The sequence below is a fragment of the Heyndrickxia sp. FSL W8-0423 genome, assembly GCF_038009395.1.
In the GTDB taxonomy this organism is placed as follows: domain Bacteria; phylum Bacillota; class Bacilli; order Bacillales; family Bacillaceae_C; genus Heyndrickxia; species Heyndrickxia sporothermodurans.
In genome coordinates, this window is the sequence record NZ_JBBPBE010000001.1 from 1,443,378 (window position 1) to 1,459,832 (window position 16,455).

The 16,455-nt window shown below is 36.8% G+C and carries 15 protein-coding genes and 2 other annotated features; of the genes, 10 read left to right on the forward strand and 5 right to left on the reverse strand.

Features of this window, described 5'->3' with window-relative positions:
• The first annotated feature begins 30 nt into the window (after positions 1 to 30).
• Together MKY81_RS07220 and MKY81_RS07225 are read left to right on the forward strand one after the other, a co-directional pair.
• Positions 31 to 402: a nucleotidyltransferase domain-containing protein gene (locus tag MKY81_RS07220; protein WP_236022738.1), complete on the forward strand. Its 372-nt coding sequence runs from the start codon at positions 31 to 33 to the stop codon at positions 400 to 402.
• A 60-nt stretch (positions 403 to 462) separates the two neighbouring features.
• Positions 463 to 618, forward strand: coding sequence for a hypothetical protein (locus tag MKY81_RS07225; RefSeq protein ID WP_160331489.1), 156 nt, complete (start codon positions 463 to 465; stop codon positions 616 to 618).
• 876 nt (positions 619 to 1,494) lie between these two features.
• On the opposite strand, the gene MKY81_RS07230 is transcribed toward MKY81_RS07225, so the two are convergent.
• Positions 1,495 to 2,031, reverse strand: coding sequence for a histidine phosphatase family protein (locus MKY81_RS07230; RefSeq protein ID WP_181294579.1), 537 nt, complete (start codon positions 2,029 to 2,031; stop codon positions 1,495 to 1,497).
• Positions 2,032 to 2,114: 83 nt separating this feature from the next.
• Between MKY81_RS07230 and MKY81_RS07235 the strand changes: the two genes are divergently transcribed.
• Complete coding sequence (locus MKY81_RS07235) at positions 2,115 to 2,417, forward strand: hypothetical protein (RefSeq protein WP_066235475.1); 303 nt, start codon at positions 2,115 to 2,117, stop codon at positions 2,415 to 2,417.
• A gap of 34 nt (positions 2,418 to 2,451) precedes the next feature.
• Here MKY81_RS07235 and MKY81_RS07240 read toward each other — a convergent pair whose 3' ends face one another.
• A complete protein-coding gene (locus MKY81_RS07240; RefSeq protein WP_341117300.1) occupies positions 2,452 to 3,429 on the reverse strand; it encodes a LuxR C-terminal-related transcriptional regulator in 978 nt (325 codons plus the stop codon).
• A gap of 379 nt (positions 3,430 to 3,808) precedes the next feature.
• On the opposite strand from MKY81_RS07240, the gene MKY81_RS07245 reads away from it, so the two are divergent.
• A complete protein-coding gene (locus tag MKY81_RS07245; protein ID WP_325949220.1) occupies positions 3,809 to 4,564 on the forward strand; it encodes an SDR family NAD(P)-dependent oxidoreductase in 756 nt (251 codons plus the stop codon).
• Between the two features lie 34 nt (positions 4,565 to 4,598).
• A complete protein-coding gene (locus MKY81_RS07250) occupies positions 4,599 to 5,342 on the forward strand; it encodes an SDR family NAD(P)-dependent oxidoreductase (RefSeq protein ID WP_107958504.1) in 744 nt (247 codons plus the stop codon).
• 37 nt (positions 5,343 to 5,379) lie between these two features.
• Here the strand turns inward: MKY81_RS07250 and MKY81_RS07255 are convergent, their stop codons facing one another.
• The 3 genes from MKY81_RS07255 to MKY81_RS07265 form a co-directional block, all read right to left on the reverse strand.
• Entirely contained in the window at positions 5,380 to 6,201 is an 822-nt protein-coding gene (locus tag MKY81_RS07255) for a GNAT family N-acetyltransferase (protein ID WP_066235470.1), read from the reverse strand.
• A gap of 337 nt (positions 6,202 to 6,538) precedes the next feature.
• Positions 6,539 to 6,934, reverse strand: a complete 396-nt coding sequence (locus MKY81_RS07260; protein WP_066235536.1) for an acyl-CoA thioesterase — start codon at positions 6,932 to 6,934, stop codon at positions 6,539 to 6,541.
• 112 nt (positions 6,935 to 7,046) lie between these two features.
• Positions 7,047 to 9,050 (reverse strand): catalase, encoded by a 2,004-nt coding sequence (locus tag MKY81_RS07265; protein WP_066235468.1) that lies wholly within the window; start codon positions 9,048 to 9,050, stop codon positions 7,047 to 7,049.
• 244 nt (positions 9,051 to 9,294) lie between these two features.
• Between MKY81_RS07265 and MKY81_RS07270 the strand changes: the two genes are divergently transcribed.
• The 5 genes from MKY81_RS07270 (at position 9,295) to MKY81_RS07290 (ending at position 16,309) form a co-directional block, all read left to right on the forward strand.
• On the forward strand, positions 9,295 to 10,824 hold the full coding sequence (locus MKY81_RS07270; protein WP_066235534.1) for a bifunctional GNAT family N-acetyltransferase/carbon-nitrogen hydrolase family protein: 1,530 nt from the start codon (positions 9,295 to 9,297) through the stop codon (positions 10,822 to 10,824).
• Between the two features lie 52 nt (positions 10,825 to 10,876).
• Positions 10,877 to 11,107: a binding site (T-box leader), on the forward strand.
• Between the two features lie 36 nt (positions 11,108 to 11,143).
• Positions 11,144 to 11,377: a binding site (T-box leader), on the forward strand.
• A gap of 51 nt (positions 11,378 to 11,428) precedes the next feature.
• The gene (gene thrS / locus MKY81_RS07275; RefSeq protein WP_107958506.1) at positions 11,429 to 12,637 is read left to right on the forward strand and encodes a threonine--tRNA ligase; all 1,209 of its coding nucleotides are present in this window, start codon (positions 11,429 to 11,431) and stop codon (positions 12,635 to 12,637) included.
• A gap of 252 nt (positions 12,638 to 12,889) precedes the next feature.
• A complete protein-coding gene (locus MKY81_RS07280) occupies positions 12,890 to 14,329 on the forward strand; it encodes an FAD-binding oxidoreductase (RefSeq protein WP_108070074.1) in 1,440 nt (479 codons plus the stop codon).
• Entirely contained in the window at positions 14,326 to 14,865 is a 540-nt protein-coding gene (locus tag MKY81_RS07285; protein WP_108070076.1) for an MFS transporter, read from the forward strand. The genes MKY81_RS07280 and MKY81_RS07285 overlap by 4 nt, the downstream gene beginning before the upstream one ends.
• 58 nt (positions 14,866 to 14,923) lie before the next feature.
• Positions 14,924 to 16,309 (forward strand): amino acid permease, encoded by a 1,386-nt coding sequence (locus tag MKY81_RS07290; RefSeq protein WP_107958508.1) that lies wholly within the window; start codon positions 14,924 to 14,926, stop codon positions 16,307 to 16,309.
• Positions 16,310 to 16,455: the final 146 nt, after the last annotated feature.

The following is a 16,455-nucleotide window of genomic DNA, read 5'->3' on the forward strand; positions in this document are numbered from 1 at the left end:
TGTTTCAATTGTGAAAACTGTATAAAATTTATGTTCCAATTTTTAAATCATTATATGATAAACTTTCAAAGGAATGATTCGATGTTTGGATTATTGGATCGAGATTTTGAGTATATACAAAGAGCAATGGAAAATTTAAAAGAAATTGATAAAGCGATCATTTTTGGGAGTAGGGCTCTAGGGAACTATAAAAAAGGGTCAGATGTCGATATTGCGATATCAGGTAAAAATGTGACTAGTAAAACGCTTTATCAGTTGGACGATCTTTTAAACGAAGAATTTCCACTACCTTATTTCTTTGACATCGTGCAATATGAAGAAATAAATAATGAAAATTTGAAAAATCATATTGATACATTTGGTAGAGAAATATATAGAAAAAGTGAGCTTAGTCAGAAATAACCTGACTTTTGTGTCTAAAGTACGTGATAGAAAACTGAAAATCTTGTTTATCTTTCTAAAATGTATTTACTATATAAACATTCAATAAAGGATTATGTGGACGTAAGGGTTTCTATTTTAAAGAAAATGTATGATAAACGATTAGTTGGTTATAAATCGATGGGATATGTAATTGGTGATGGGAAGCATGTGTCAGAAAAAATGCGGTTATTTTAAATGAATTCTCTGTAGTGAATTCGAGAAGGTAAGGAGAGAGATCACGCCCTCAACTACCCGCAAGCATCGGAAGCGGGAAGATAAGGAGAGGAGCCGCCCTCTCATCTACCCGCAAGCATCGGATACGGGAAGATAAGGAGAAGAATCGCCCTCTCAACTACCCGCAAGCATCGGAAGCGGGAAGATAAGGAGAGAGATCACGCCTTCAACTACCCGTAAGCATCGGAAGCGGGAAGATAAGGAGAGGAGCCGCCCTCTCATCTACCCGCAAGCATCGGATACGGGAAGATAAGGAGAAGAATCGCCCTCTCAACTACCCGCAAGCATCGGAAGCGGGAAGATAAGGAGAGGAGCCGCGCCCTCAACTACCCGCAAGCATCAGAAGCGGGAAGATAAGGAGAGGAGCTGCCCTCTCATCTACCCGCAAGCATCGGATACGAGAAGATAAGGAGAGAGATCACGCCCTCAACTACCCGCAAGCATCAGAAGCGGGAAGATAAGAAGAGGAGCCGCGCCCTCAACTACCCGCAAGCAGCGGATGCGAGAAGATAAGGAGAGGAGCCGCCCTCTCATCTGCCCGCAAGCATCGGATACGGGAAGATAAGGAGGAGAATCGCCCTCTCAACTACCCGCAAGAAGCAGATACGGGAAGATAAGGAGAGGAGCCGCCCTCTCATCTACCCGCAATAATCGGATACGAGAAGATAAGGAGAGAGACCGCCCTCTCATCTGCCCGCAAGCAGCGGATTCGAGCAGGTGGGCATCGATTTATCATCATTTCCTACCCGCATCTCAAGGATTAGCAAACGAAATCATCGCAATATAGCACAAGATAAAGGGGAAAACTGGATCCTGATCCGCAAGGCCACGCAATAATTACAATTTAAATTCATACAATTCCCCATTTTTAGCAATAGTGAATTTTGGCCCTGTAAAGCCTCTTTTTAAAAGTTCTTTTCTTATGTAAAACATTAATGCGGCATGACTTACAATGAGTACATCTTCCTTATTACTCTTCAAAATTTCATCTAGCACGTAATTAATTTTCTTTTTTGTTTGCTTTATTTCTGCTCTTGTTTGCTTATTAAATAAATTGGAAAAACGAATGAAGAATGCCCACACGGTAAAAGGCAACTTCAATCTCGTACTAAAAACGGGAGCTGCAATTTCCTGAAGCTCCTCTAACTCAATAATGTCGCGATCATAAAGATGCCGAGCTGTTTTAATTGCTCGTGACATCGGACTTGAATAACAGGCTTTCCATTCAGTCGTTTTGGGAGGATCCTTTCTGTATTCAATTTCTGCAACATCATACTCTGCAAACCACTGTTTTACCTCTTCTGCAGAATATAGTCGTTTCTCCTTCGGAAAATCTTTCAACACTTTATAATGTCTTATTAAACCAATTTTCATGTTAATACTCCAATTCTGCATATATTCCGGAACAAAGACTACTGCCTGCAAAAAACGCATATATATCAAATGAGGTGATATATATGCTGAAAATTATCGAGGATGAAGTTCGTTTTCCTAAAGCGTTAGAAAAAGGAAGAACCATATCTCGTACATATCGGACCTATCCATATAGAGTATATCAGGCCAATTGTGCTTTAAGAGGGATTGATTATGGCTTTTCTGACCAAGAAGGGATGTTTTTTCGAACAACAATTGATACAAGCAGTCAAATTATTTCACCATATGAAGTGAAGGTAACAATTACATTTGGTTTTCGCTCACGTGAATTCGATAAGAAAACTGATGCAACAATAAAATACACATTATTTTTACAATACGTTTAAAGGGGGAGAACAAATTTGCCCCCATTGATTGTAATTATTTTAATATCCCGTATCGAAAGGCATAAGCAACAACTTGTGTCCGATTTTTAGCTTTTAATTTTGTCATTAAACTACTAATATAATCTCTTACTGTATGCTCGCTTAAATACAAAATTTCTCCCATTTTTTTATTGTCATACCCTTCAGCCAGTAAATCGAGGATCTCGCTTTCTCTTTCTGTTAGATGGAGATTAGAGGATCCCGATGTGCTTTCGCCACTTCTGGATAAATATAAACCGAGCCGATTTCCTACTTCCTCCAGAAAGTCTAATTCTTCCTTCGAACAATCGAACTCCTCACCTAACTGATCAAACGTTAACCATCCAAAAACCTGCTGTTTATTTACAATTGGTACAAAAATAACCGATGAAAGATTAAATAATTCGATATGTTCATCCTTTACATATCCTTTAGGATCCTTTAAAAAGATAGCTTTTTGTGCATTAAAAATTGTCGTTTCTCTTGAACTTAGTTGGCCCTTCATGCTTTGAACCTTCGGAAGTTCCGCACCGATTACTCCATAAACTTGATTGGACCAAGGAATGTAGGCATAGAATACACATCGTTTATACGAAAAAAACTCCTCACATTTTTTTAAAATATGCGCAAATTCATGAACCCTGGAGGAGCGTATAAGGAGTTTATTTAAACGATCCAAGGATTGGAGTTTAGTATTGTCATGAAAAGATTTCGAATGTACAACTGTCATGTCTTCGTTTACCCATTCATTAAAATGATAGATAAGTTGTGAATAAATGGATAACAAACACATGAGAATAGAGGTGCTTCGATTGTACTTAATTTGAATCATTAACGTAATTAAAGCTTTTTCAAAAATTAACCGAAAAAGATTAAAACTTTTTATAGATAAGAGCGATAATTGTGATTTGAGCCAAACGACTACATGGGTTTCGAACTCATCTTCAGATTCCTCGATGTTAAAGGTAACAAAAAATAGTAAAAACGAGTCCAATAATGAGCCTACTATTTTTGTTCCTCGTGTGAAAGGGTGTCGTCCTGATTTAAGTAAATGCAAAGATTTTCTTCTAATTGTTGGTGGTGAGATTTTATAAATAAAACGAATTGCTTAAAAGTAATTTCGTCAAATGAATGAAGAGATTGTGCCATAGAAAATAGTTCTCCCTTACAAAAAATCCTCCTATAAAAGTAACACACCTATAAACGGAGGGAAGATTCTTTCATATTATACAGCATTTTATAGGATAGTATTTCAAAATGAAAGGAGTAAGATGGAATTGTGACAAGTTAATGAATCTTTTTATCACAAATAACAAATTATAGGAAAGTGTCGTTAGTTCGAAAGCATGAATAATGAAAGGATTGTGATGAACATGAGACTTGAAAATAAAGTAGCTATTATAACTGGCGGTGGAACAGGTATCGGAAAAGAAACCGCATTGTTATTTGCTAAAGAAGGGGCAAAAATTGTTATAACGGATATTAATAAAGAATCTGGAAGTCAAGCAGTTAAGGATATACAAGCAAATGGCGGGGAAGCTCTTTTTATCCAACATGATGTGAGCAATGAAGATGATTGGAAAAGAGTTGCTAATGAAACAATAAAAACATTTGGGAAAGTAGATATACTTTTTAATAATGCGGGAATTTATATTATTAAACCATTAGCAGAAATTGAATTAGCAGACTGGAATCGTCTCATGTCTATTAATGTGACTGGTGTATTTTTAGGAATGAAGCATATTATGCCGTTAATGGCGAAACAAAATAAAGTATCTGTTATCAATGCTTCCTCTATCGCAGGGCTAACTGGTGCACCTGGACATGTTCTATATGGAGCGAGCAAAGGTGCTGTTCGTATTATGACAAAAGATGCAGCAATGGAATATGCTCCATATGGCGTAAGGGTTAATTCAATACATCCAGGGTATATTGATACAGGAATGGCTGATTATGCATCTGAAGTTTCAGGAAGTTCAAAAGAAGAGTTAGGAAAAAGTTTATTTCCATTAGGACATCTTGGCTCAGTGAAAGATGTTGCTAATACTGTATTATTCTTAGCTTCTGACGAATCAGCGTATTCAACAGGTGCGGAATTCGTTATAGACGGTGGAGCAACATCAAGATAATATCGGGTCAATTTAACAGAAGGAGAGATTTAACATGAGATTAAAAGATAAAGTAGCTATTGTAACTGGTGGAGCAAGTGGGATTGGTGAAGCAACTGTCCGTTTATTCGCGGAAGAAGGTGCAAAAGTAGTAATTGCCGATTTTTCTGATCGCGGAAAAAGTATTTCAGAAGAATTAAATGCAAAGGGACATGATACTCTCTTTGTTAAAACAGATGTAACTAATGAAGATCAAATTAAACAGATGATCAATGAAACAGTAAACAAGTACGGTAAACTTGATATTATGTATGCAAATGCCGGCATAGCTGATGATGCACCAGCCCATGAATTATCTTATGAAAGATGGAAAAGAACCATTGATATTAACCTATCAGGTGTGTTCCTTTCTGATAAATATTCTATTGAACAGTTTCTTAAACAAGGTACCGGCGGTGTTATTGTTAATGCAGGATCCATTCATAGCTTTGTTTCGTTACCAAATCCAACTGCCTATTCTTCTGCAAAAGGCGGCGTGAAGTTACTTACTCAAAACTTATGTACTGCTTATGCAAAAGATGGAATTCGTATAAATGCAGTTTGTCCTGGATATATTGATACTCCTTTACTTTCAGAGGTGAATCCGGAGCAGAAAGAATTTTTAGTTTCCCTTCATCCACAAGGAAGACTAGGAAAACCGGAGGAAGTTGCTAAAGCAGTCTTATTTTTAGCAAGTGATGACTCTAGTTTTGTAAATGGGACAACCTTACTTGTTGATGGCGGGTATACTGCACATTAATGACAAGAACAGCGGGCCATCCGGGTCCACTGTTCCTTTATTTGTATTCATAATAGTCCTGTGAGTCATATGCTTTGAAGCCACATGACTCATAAAGTTTTAAGGCATTGGCATTTTTTGAATCGACCTCTAGAAAAATATCAAATCCATTTTGGTGCTCTTGTCTGAGGATTTTATTTAAAGCTTTTCTTCCAATTCCTTGTCCTTGATATTGTGGAAATATTGCAAATCCATAAATCCATGCTTCTTTTTTTATATGCTGAATACGTATTTTACCTACTTTTTGTTGATTTGCTTCAATAATAAAGAAATCTTGGATATTTTCCTTTTTTATTCTTTGATTATAAACTTTCGCTTCCTCTTCAGAAAAACGAAAACATTGAACATCTAACTGAATTTCCGTTTCAATGTCGTCAGGTGTGGAAGCTCGAATGATAATATGTTCCTGTTCACCTAAATTAGTTTCTGCCCATTTCATTTGATATTCAGAAAAAGAAAATTGGCAGGGGAGTGTTTTTACCCATTCTTTTCCTGAGAAGGAGCGGGTAGGTGTGTTCAAAAGAATTTGACTAACGTTTTGTTTTTTAATTTCATTCATGGCTTCTGAAAAAAGCTGTGAAAATATTTTTTTTCGCCGATGTTTTGGATGTACCATTCCACATACTTCTATTTTATTGCCGAATCCATATATACCTATGAAACCAATTAGTTCGCCATCTTCATAATAAAGAAAATCCGTTTTCTCCTTCTCATTCCGTGTCATTAACATATCCCAATTTAATTTTAAGCGGATCTCCTCTTCTTGTTCACATACTTGCTGAAGTTTTTTTATATTATCTAATTCTTTCGTACTTAGCATTCATTTAACCCCTTCCTATTACATCATTTTATTCGACATTACTCATTTCATTTCCTTTACTTAGACAAATTTTTTATGGTAATTGATGCACAAAGTCAGTGGAAAGACAGGTTTATGGCTTTTTAATCAAACGTTTGATTAAAAGGTGAATTAGAAGAAATTAGTCGAAAAAAGGGGAGTTTGAGAGGACAATGGATCTGTTATTTTTAGCGAATGCCCTTAATGAAAGGACTAATCGGACACTGATTCCGTTATTAGCAAAAACATTCAAAGAAATCGCTGTTTTTTACTTTTAACGGAACCTGTGACCTCGGAAGCAATTAATATCAAATTCTAATTATCTATCAAATAGTGTGCGTAATTCATCAGGCACCTCACAGCTTTTACGTGTTGTGGCATTCATGGTTACACTTGTTACAAGCGCATCCGCACACTTTTGACCATGTTGATTATAAATTTCTTGGAGCAAGACATAGCTGCTTCGACCAACTTTTTCGGGGCGTGTTCGTATCGAAAGCCGGTCATTTTGTCTGCATTCTTTACGATAATTAATATTAATGTTGACTGTTACTGTTTGAATCCCCATATCAAGAAATCGTTCATAAGGAAGTCCGGCATTTTCATACCAATTTTCACGACCCCATTCAAGGTACTCCAAATACTTTGCATTATTCACATGTCCATTTACATCGATTTCTGTAGAGCGGACAATAATCTCTAGAACATCCTCTATCATCGTATTCTCACACCCCAATTTTTTACCACTATCATATCATAATAAAAAAGTTCATTGGGGAGCTATAAATTTGTAATGGACAGTAGACCTTGTCCACTGTCCTGTGAAATTAATTTCTATCCCAAAATCGGCCTTGGGCAATACCTTCAATAAATAATTGAATACTAGACTTAGATAGATCGTACACGCCAATTGCATTTGTATTAACACGGCTTTTCTCTAAAGCTTGATGATCATCAAGAGCCAAACCTAAAGGCTTATAATGTTTATATGTGGTTTCAATAAAATCTAAGACAGGGGCATCAATAATTGGTCCGCTGCTCATTAGTAAAATTGCATCAAAAAGACAAGGGTCGGCAGTATCATACGTATCCGTCACTTTCAGCATGCCGTTTAACGGATAAACTTTTTTATCAACGATACTATAATTTATTTTATGCTGTACAAACGTTTTAATCCAATCAGAAAGCTGCGCTTCATTAGGTTTCCCATTTAATAGAACGGCAACTGACTTTGTATCGGGCTTACGAACGGTATTTGCCATACTAAGCGCAGGGGACTTTTTTGAACTGTTTACTTCGCGGTTTTTTTCAGGTAGTAGGGAACCTATATTTTCGGCGACTTCTTTCGCCAATTGTCGATCAATATGATTTAAAAGATCAATTGCGTTATATTTCACCATATCTGATTTACATTTACCTAGTTCAAAACTAAATGCATCTTTTACATGCTGTTGTTCATAAGGGGCAAGACTATTGTAAAATAATTTAGCTTGCGAGTAGAAATCCAGAAAGCTTTCACTGCGACCTCTAATTTTATTTCCTTCCACTTTTTCCTGATAATGCTCGTAACCACCCTTTTCAACAGGAACAGGCTGAGGTTGATTTGCATTTAAGCCATTTCGATGATAGCTTGTTTGTCCATGATGGATCGTCATTTGATGCATTCCATCTCGCTGGTTATTATGAAAAGGACATACTGGTTGATTAATAGGGATTTGGTGGAAGTTAGGACCACCTAGTCTTGATAGCTGTGTATCGGTATAGGAAAACAAACGCCCTTGAAGTAAAGGATCATTAGAAAAATCAATACCGGGAACAACATGACCAGGGTGAAAGGCTACTTGTTCGGTTTCCGCAAAAAAGTTATCAACATTTCGATTTAATGTCATTTTACCAACAATCTTCACCGGAACTTCTTCTTCTGGCCAAATTTTCGTAGGATCTAAAATATCAAAATCAAATGCGTGTTCGTCCTCTTCGCGTATGATCTGCAATCCAAGCTCCCATTCCGGAAAATCACCTTTTTCAATTGCTTCATATAAATCTTGGCGATGAAAATCCGGATTTTTTCCAGCAATCTTTTGCGCTTCATCCCACACTAGAGAATGTACACCTAATGTCGGCTTCCAATGGAATTTTACAAAATGTGCTTTTCCTTCAGCATTGACAAGGCGGAAGGTATGTACACCAAAGCCTTCCATCATACGTAAGCTTCGCGGGATGGCCCGATCACTCATATGCCACATGATCATATGTGCTGATTCATGATTTTGACCGATAAAGTCCCAAAAAGTATCATGAGCACTGGCCCCTTGGGGGATTTCGTTGTGCGGTTCCGGTTTAACAGCATGGACAAAATCAGGGAATTTGATCGCATCTTGGATAAAGAAAACCGGCATATTATTTCCAACTAAATCGAAATTTCCCTCATCCGTGTAAAACTTTGTTGCAAAGCCGCGCACATCTCGAACGGTATCGCTCGATCCTCTAGACCCTTGAACTGTAGAAAATCGAACAAATACGGGGGTGATTTTTGAAGGGTCTGTTAAAAAATCTGCCCTCGTATATTTCCCTAGAGATTCATATAGTTGGAAGATTCCATGCGCACCAACTCCTCGTGCATGAACCACACGTTCAGGAATTCGTTCATGGTCGAAATGGGTCATTTTTTCCCTGAAATGAAAGTCTTCCATCAAGGTAGGGCCTCTTAAACCACTTTTTAATGAAAACTCATCTTCAGCCATTTTTAATCCTTGGTTAGTCGTTAAACCAGCATGCTTTTCATTATTAATCGCGTATTTTTTTAATTGATTTGTTTTCTTGTTTTCCATTGTTAGCCTCCTATACTAGTTAAGAAACTTGAACTTCTAATTTTCAAATACCCTGAACGGGGTGGAATAAACGTGGTGGGAACCGGGTGTGTCACTGTTATTATACGATTTTGAGGAAAACTTTATTCAAGATACTTAAAAAAATTCGGATTGAAGTTAAAAAATTATATAAGAGGGTATGATAACCGTAGAAATAAATGATAAAAGATTGTGTTAGGGATGTGAGAACGTGACAGAAACAGATATGTCGAAATATGAAAAGAAAATTATCGTTAGGAATATAAAAATGGAAGATATTGATGACATTATGGAGCTGTGGAAACGTTGCTTTCCCGGGATGGAACCATGGAAGCGGGAACAATTAGAAAGTCATATTCATACGTTTCCGGAAGGGCAATTTTGTGTGGAATACGAGGACAAAATTGTCGGTACTTGTTCCAGTCTAATCGTTAATTTTGATGAATACGAAGATCAGCATACTTGGAATACCATTACTGATAATGGATATATTACGAATCATGATCCGGATGGATTTAATCTTTATGGGATTGAAGTGATGGTTGACCCGGAATATCGTAGGATGAAATTTGGGCATCGTTTGTATGAAGCGAGGAAGGAGCTCGCACGAAAATTAAATCTCCAAAGCATCATCATTGGCGGGCGGATTCCGAATTATTATAAATATAAGGACGAGATGACGCCTCGAGAGTATGTGACAGAGGTTGAAAAACATAGTATCTATGATCCGGTCCTGTCGTTTCAGCTTCTTGAAGGATTTAAAATTAAACGGATCAATACTAGATATCTTCCGGATGACAAGGCATCTGCTGCCTTTGCAACTTTGATGGAATGGAATAATATTGACTATCTACCGAAGACACGAAGAGTGTATCGTGCATCTTTTCCAATAAGAATTTGTTCCATCCAGTATATGATGAAAAAAATTGATTCCTTTCAGGATTTTACAAGGCAAGTTGAATATTATGTAGATGTAGCAGCTGATTTTGGTTCGGATTTTGCTGTTTTTCCCGAATTATTTACTACTCAATTAATGTCATTTTTAGAGGAAAAACGTCCAGACCAAGCAGTACGACGTTTGGCAACCTATACCGACCAGTATATTGAATTGTTTACGGAGCTGGCGGTTAGATATAACGTGAATATTATAGGTGGTTCACATTTCGTAGAAAGAGATGGAGACATCTACAATGTTGCTTATTTATTTCGCCGTGATGGAACGATTGAAAATCAGTCAAAAATTCATGCCACACCAAATGAACGAAAGTGGTGGGGGATAGCCGAGGGCAATGAAATCAATGTGTTTGACACCGATTGTGGAAAAATTGCGATTCAAATCTGTTACGATGTTGAGTTCCCGGAACTTGCTCGTATTGCCGTTGATAAAGGAGCAAATATTATTTTCGTGCCATTTTGTACAGAGGATCGTCAAGGATATCTGCGTGTACGCTACTGTGCACAGGCAAGGGCGATAGAAAATCAGGTTTATACTTGTATTGCTGGTACCGTGGGCAACTTAACGCATGTTGAGAATATGGATATCCAATATGCACAATCAGCTATTTTTTCTCCGTCTGATTTTGGATTTGCGAGAGATGGGATCGTTGGAGAATGTGATCCTAATGTGGATACGGTTGTTGTCGGTGATGTGGATCTTGAGAAACTTAGACGTTCACGAAATAGTGGTTCCGTAAGACAATTACGCGATCGTCGTAAGGATTTGTACAGGATTGAGACGAATAAATTTCCTAAATAAAAAAATCCTTGCATTCTTCAAATATAGATGTTAAAATTCATTTCAATATAAATTGAAAGCGACGATTAGGACATGAATTATTCTCGTTCATCTTATTAGAGAACAGGGTCAATGGCTGAGAGCCCTGAAGAGAAGGGAATAGTTTACCACCTATGAGCATTATAGGGAAATGTTGAAAACAGATTAACTATAATCGGTAAAACCGTTATCTTTTCTGAGCATAATGTACAAAGTTTGTACATTGTGAAATTAGGGTGGCACCACGACCGCACTCGTCCCTTCTATGGGATGAGTGCGTTTTTTATTTGTAAATTTAATATTAATTGCGATGAAAAGGACATGAATTATTTTCGTTTTTCTTAACCAGAGAACAGGGTCAATGGCTGAGAGCCCTGAAGAAAAGAGAGTAGTTTACCACCTTCGAGCAATTATAGGGAAATGTAGAAAACAAATTAACTATAATCGGCAAAAACCGTTATCTTTCCTGAGCATAATGTACGAAGTTTGTGCATTGTGGAAATAGGGTGGCACCACGACCGCACTCGTCCCTTTTTTGGGATGGGTGCGTTTTTTTATAAATAAAATAAACAAGGAGGAATCAAACATGTTAAATGAAATGGAAGTAGAAAAAAGAAATCATCGAAAATTAGGTCAAGAGTTAGAGCTATTTGCTTCAATGGAAGAAGCACCAGGGATGCCGTTTTTCTTACCGAAAGGAATGGTGATTCGAAATGAGTTGGAAAATTATTGGAGAGAAAAGCATGTTAAAGCCGGCTATCAGGAAATTAAGACACCGATTATGATGAAGCAGGAACTTTGGGAACAATCGGGTCATTGGGATCATTATCACGAAAATATGTATTTTTCCAATGTTGATCAGCAAAATTATGCAATTAAACCGATGAATTGTCCTGGCGCCATCTTAATCTTTAATAATAAGCGAAGAAGTTATCGGGAACTCCCTGTTCGCTACGCGGAGCTTGGATTAGTCCATCGCCACGAGCTTTCAGGCTCCTTAAATGGATTGCTGCGGGTCCGATCATTTACTCAGGATGATGCACATTTATTTGTTAGGGAAGACCAAATTGAAGCTGAAATTGCAAAAGTACTAGAGTTAATTGCAGAGTTCTACACACATTTTGGGTTTGAATACAAGGTAGAACTATCTACACGCCCAGAAGAGTTTATGGGCTCCAAAGCAATTTGGGACGATGCCGAAGCTGCATTAGAATCAGTATTAAAAAAGAAAGCCATTGCATATCAAGTTAACCACGGCGATGGAGCATTTTATGGTCCCAAAATTGATTTTCACATTTTAGATTCCTTAGGAAGAAGCTGGCAGTGTGGAACAGTTCAATTAGATTTTCTAATGCCAGAAAAGTTTAATTGCTCTTATGTAGGGAAAGAAGGCCAATTTCACCGACCAGTGATGATCCACCGAGCAATATTTGGTTCAGTCGAACGATTTATGGCGATTTTAATTGAACATTACGCAGGCGATTTTCCCCTCTGGTTATCACCCGTTCAAGCAAAAATCATCCCTATTGCAGAATCCCATATAGATTATGCAGAGAATGTAAAATCTCGAATGGAATCGGCTGGTTTTCGAGTCGAGATCGATGATAGGGACGAAAAAATGGGATTAAAAATTAGAGAGGCAGAAAAACAAAAGGTTCCTTATATGCTCGTTATTGGTGATATGGAAATTGAAAATGAATCGGTAGCGATTAGACAAAGGAAAAATGGAAATCTTGGGGTGAGAGGTATTCAAGAAACAATTGATCTGCTGAAGGGAGAAATTTTTAAAGGGTAATTTCTTATATAATGAAAATCAAAAATCGTAAACAGTGTCTGAAAAACAAAGGGATGCTGCGTTAAAGTAAACATAATCGATCAAGCTTAAAAAATGCACTATGAAAAAAGACACTTACTTTACTCTCATGGTGAGTGTTTTTTATTTATGCTTTTTGATGGAAAGTTTGCAAAAAGTTGAAATTAACAAACTGCTTCTTTTCTTATATTCTATTAATAAAGCAAATATTTTTTTAAAATAGAAGGTGAATACTTGAAGAAAAAATATCTGATTCTCATTATTATTGGATATGGAATAGCCTTTGGAGCATCCATTTATACATATGGAGATAAGCTTAGCCATCCATTGGCAGAGGATATGGGACATTTACTACCGGTCTCAATGAAAAGTATTAAATCCGCTAAAGGTGATGAAGAACTGCAACAAATAGTAAAAAAAGCGATAACAGCAAATGATAAGCTTTCTATTGCAGGGATGCAACATAGTCAGGGGGGACAAACCCTGTATCCTAATGCCATTATGATTGATATGAAACGGTATAATAAAATACTAAATCTTGACAAAAAAAATAAAACTATCACAGTTCAAAGCGGTGCCACATGGGACGATATACAGCGTTATATAAATCCATACGGTTTGGCTATAAAGGTAATGCAATCCCAAAACATTTTTACTGTCGGAGGTTCCTTGAGTGTTAATGTTCATGGTAGAGATATACGAAATGATGCACTCATAGATACAATTAAGTCTTTTCATCTTTTAAATCCGAGAGGAGAAATTGTGAATGTAAGTAGAACGGAAAATTCAGAGCTTTTTCCCTATGTCATCGGCGGATACGGGCTGTTCGGAGTAATTTTAGATGTAACGATTCAATTAACTGATGATGAATTATATGTAACCAATTCAAAGGCAATTGATTATAAAGATTACTCTTCATATTTTGAAGAAAAGGTTAAAAACAATGAACAGGTAAAAATGCATTTAGCTCGTATTTCTGTTGCACCAGAAACATTTTTGCGAGAAATGTATGTAACAAACTATGAACTAGCATCCAACCAAGATGAATTGAGACAATATAACAAATTGAAAAAGGACAATATTGTCGCACTTCCTAAGCTTTTGCTTGGAGTGTCTCGATATAGTGATTGGGGTAAAGATGCCTTTTGGAACCTCCAAAAAAGATATATGAAAACAATAAATAATAAACTAGAAACTCGAAATAATGTCATGCGATCTGAGTCGGCTTTTATGGAATATGATAGTGAAACAAGAACGGAGATACTCCAGGAATATTTTGTTCCAGTAACAGAGTTTACTAGTTACATTGATGATTTACGTTCTGTTCTTAAAAAGGATGATGATTTTAATCTTCTTAATATAACGATTCGCTATGTTTCGAAGAATGAACATGCTGTAATGTCCTATGCAAAAAATAATATGTTTGCTCTTGTATTGCTGATCAATCAAGGTCGTTCGAAGCAAGATATTTTGAATACAGAAAAAGTCGTTCAGAAAATGATTGATGTAACACTGGAACATAATGGGAGTTATTATCTACCCTATTACTCTTATCCAACGAAAAAGCAACTATATCAGGCTTATCCACGTACAGATGAGTTTTTTGATATGAAACGAAAATATGATCCGGATGAGCGCTTTGTTAATTTATTTTATAAGGAGTATGGGAAATGACATATAAACGATTTATTTACTTTCAAAGCATCATCGTTATGGCGAGCAGTATGATATTTCCCTTTTATATTTTGCTTCTAAAAAATGTCGGTGATAGCTATTCACAATTCGGCTGGGCATATGGGTTGTTTGCCTTAACTTCTGCATTTGTATATCCGTTAATAGGAAAATTCTCAGATAAACTAGGGGATAAAACATTACTTGTTATTTATTCGTGGTCTATGGCAGTTCTTCTACTGTTTTTTCCAATAGTTACAGAAGTTTGGCAGGTTTATATCCTACAAGTCTTAATGGGAATATTAGGTGCAATCCAAAAAAACACGGAGAAAACAACTTTAGCTCGAAATGTGGTTAAAGAGACAGCGGGAGTTGAAATTGGAAGGTATCATATTTGGACTTCAGTTGGAGCATCGATTGCGATCATTTTAACCGGGTATATGGTTGATTTTATTACGATTGGAAGTATTTTTTACCTAGCCTCCCTGCTATATCTTATCAGTGGTTCGGTCTTGTTAAAAAAATATAAAAATGGCTAATGAAAATAGGTGTGTAGTACATGTTTTCCGTTGGTCCGAGCGTCTGGAGGAGATTTTTATGCCAAACAAAGAATTAAATAGAGGACTCGAGTCACGTCATATTCAGATGATTGCTTTAGGTGGTACCATCGGAGTAGGGTTATTTATGGGGTCAGCTAGTACGATTAAATGGACAGGTCCGTCTATCATGCTAGCGTATGCAATTGCAGGTCTGTTTATCTTTTTTATTATGCGCTCTATGGGTGAAATGCTATATTTAGAACCTAGTACGGGTTCGTTTGCAACCTTTGCACGTAATTATATTCATCCACTAGCGGGGTATTTGACTGCATGGAGCTATTGGTTCCAATGGGTTATTGTCGGTATGTCAGAGATTATTGCTGTAGGTATGTATATGAAGTATTGGTTTCCTAATTTGCCTGCTTGGATACCTGGTTTGATTGCATTGATCATCCTCGGAGCAGCTAATCTTATTTCTGTAAAATCGTTTGGGGAATTTGAATTTTGGTTTGCGCTAATAAAAATTGTAACAATTGTACTGATGATTATTGCAGGACTTGGACTTATCTTTTTTGGATTAGGAAATGGCGGTCATGCAATTGGCTTATCGAATCTTTGGAAAAATGGGGGATTCTTTACAGGCGGATTAAAAGGTTTCTTCTTTGCCCTTTCCCTTGTCGTTGCCTCCTATCAAGGGGTTGAATTAATTGGTATCACTGCAGGTGAGGCTAAAAATCCGACCAAAACGTTAACGAAGGCGATTAAAACAATTATTTGGCGTATATTAATTTTTTACATTGGTGCCATTTTTATTATCGTAACAGTCTATCCTTGGGATCAACTTAATGCGGTAGGTAGTCCGTTTGTTTCAACTTTTGCAAAAGTGGGTATAACAGCAGCTGCCGGAATCATTAACTTCGTTGTGATTACTGCTGCAATGTCTGGATGTAATAGCGGGATTTTCAGTGCAGGCCGAATGCTTTTTACTCTGGCATTGGACGGACAGGCACCTAAAATTTTTGCGAAAGTATCCAAAAATGGAATTCCTTTTTATTGTACGATCGCAGTTCTTATAGGATTGGCTATTGGGATTGTTTTAAATTATCTTGCACCAAAGCAATTGTTTCTATATGTTTATAGTTCAAGTGTTCTACCTGGAATGATACCCTGGTTTGTTCTATTAATTAGTGAACTCCGATTTCGTAAGATTAGAGCTGCTGAAATGGGCAGTCATCCTTTCAAAATGCCTTTTGCTCCTTACAGTAATTATATTACAATTGCTTTCTTACTAATGGTTTTAGTCGGTATGTGGTTTAATTCTAGTACGCGGATATCCTTAATAGTCGGTGTTGTTTTCCTATCACTAGTCGCTGCAAGTTATTATTTATTAAAAATGGGCAAGAGAACACCATTGATAGATTTTGATGGGGATCAAAACCACTAGGAGATCTTTAATAAGGATTCACTTTTCATATTTATGGAGGTATAGATGAAAATTCTTATCCTATGATTCATTATATTCAATCATTCTTGCATATGGTATGATGAAATATATTGGATTATAGGATAAAACTAGTAATCTTTATTTAA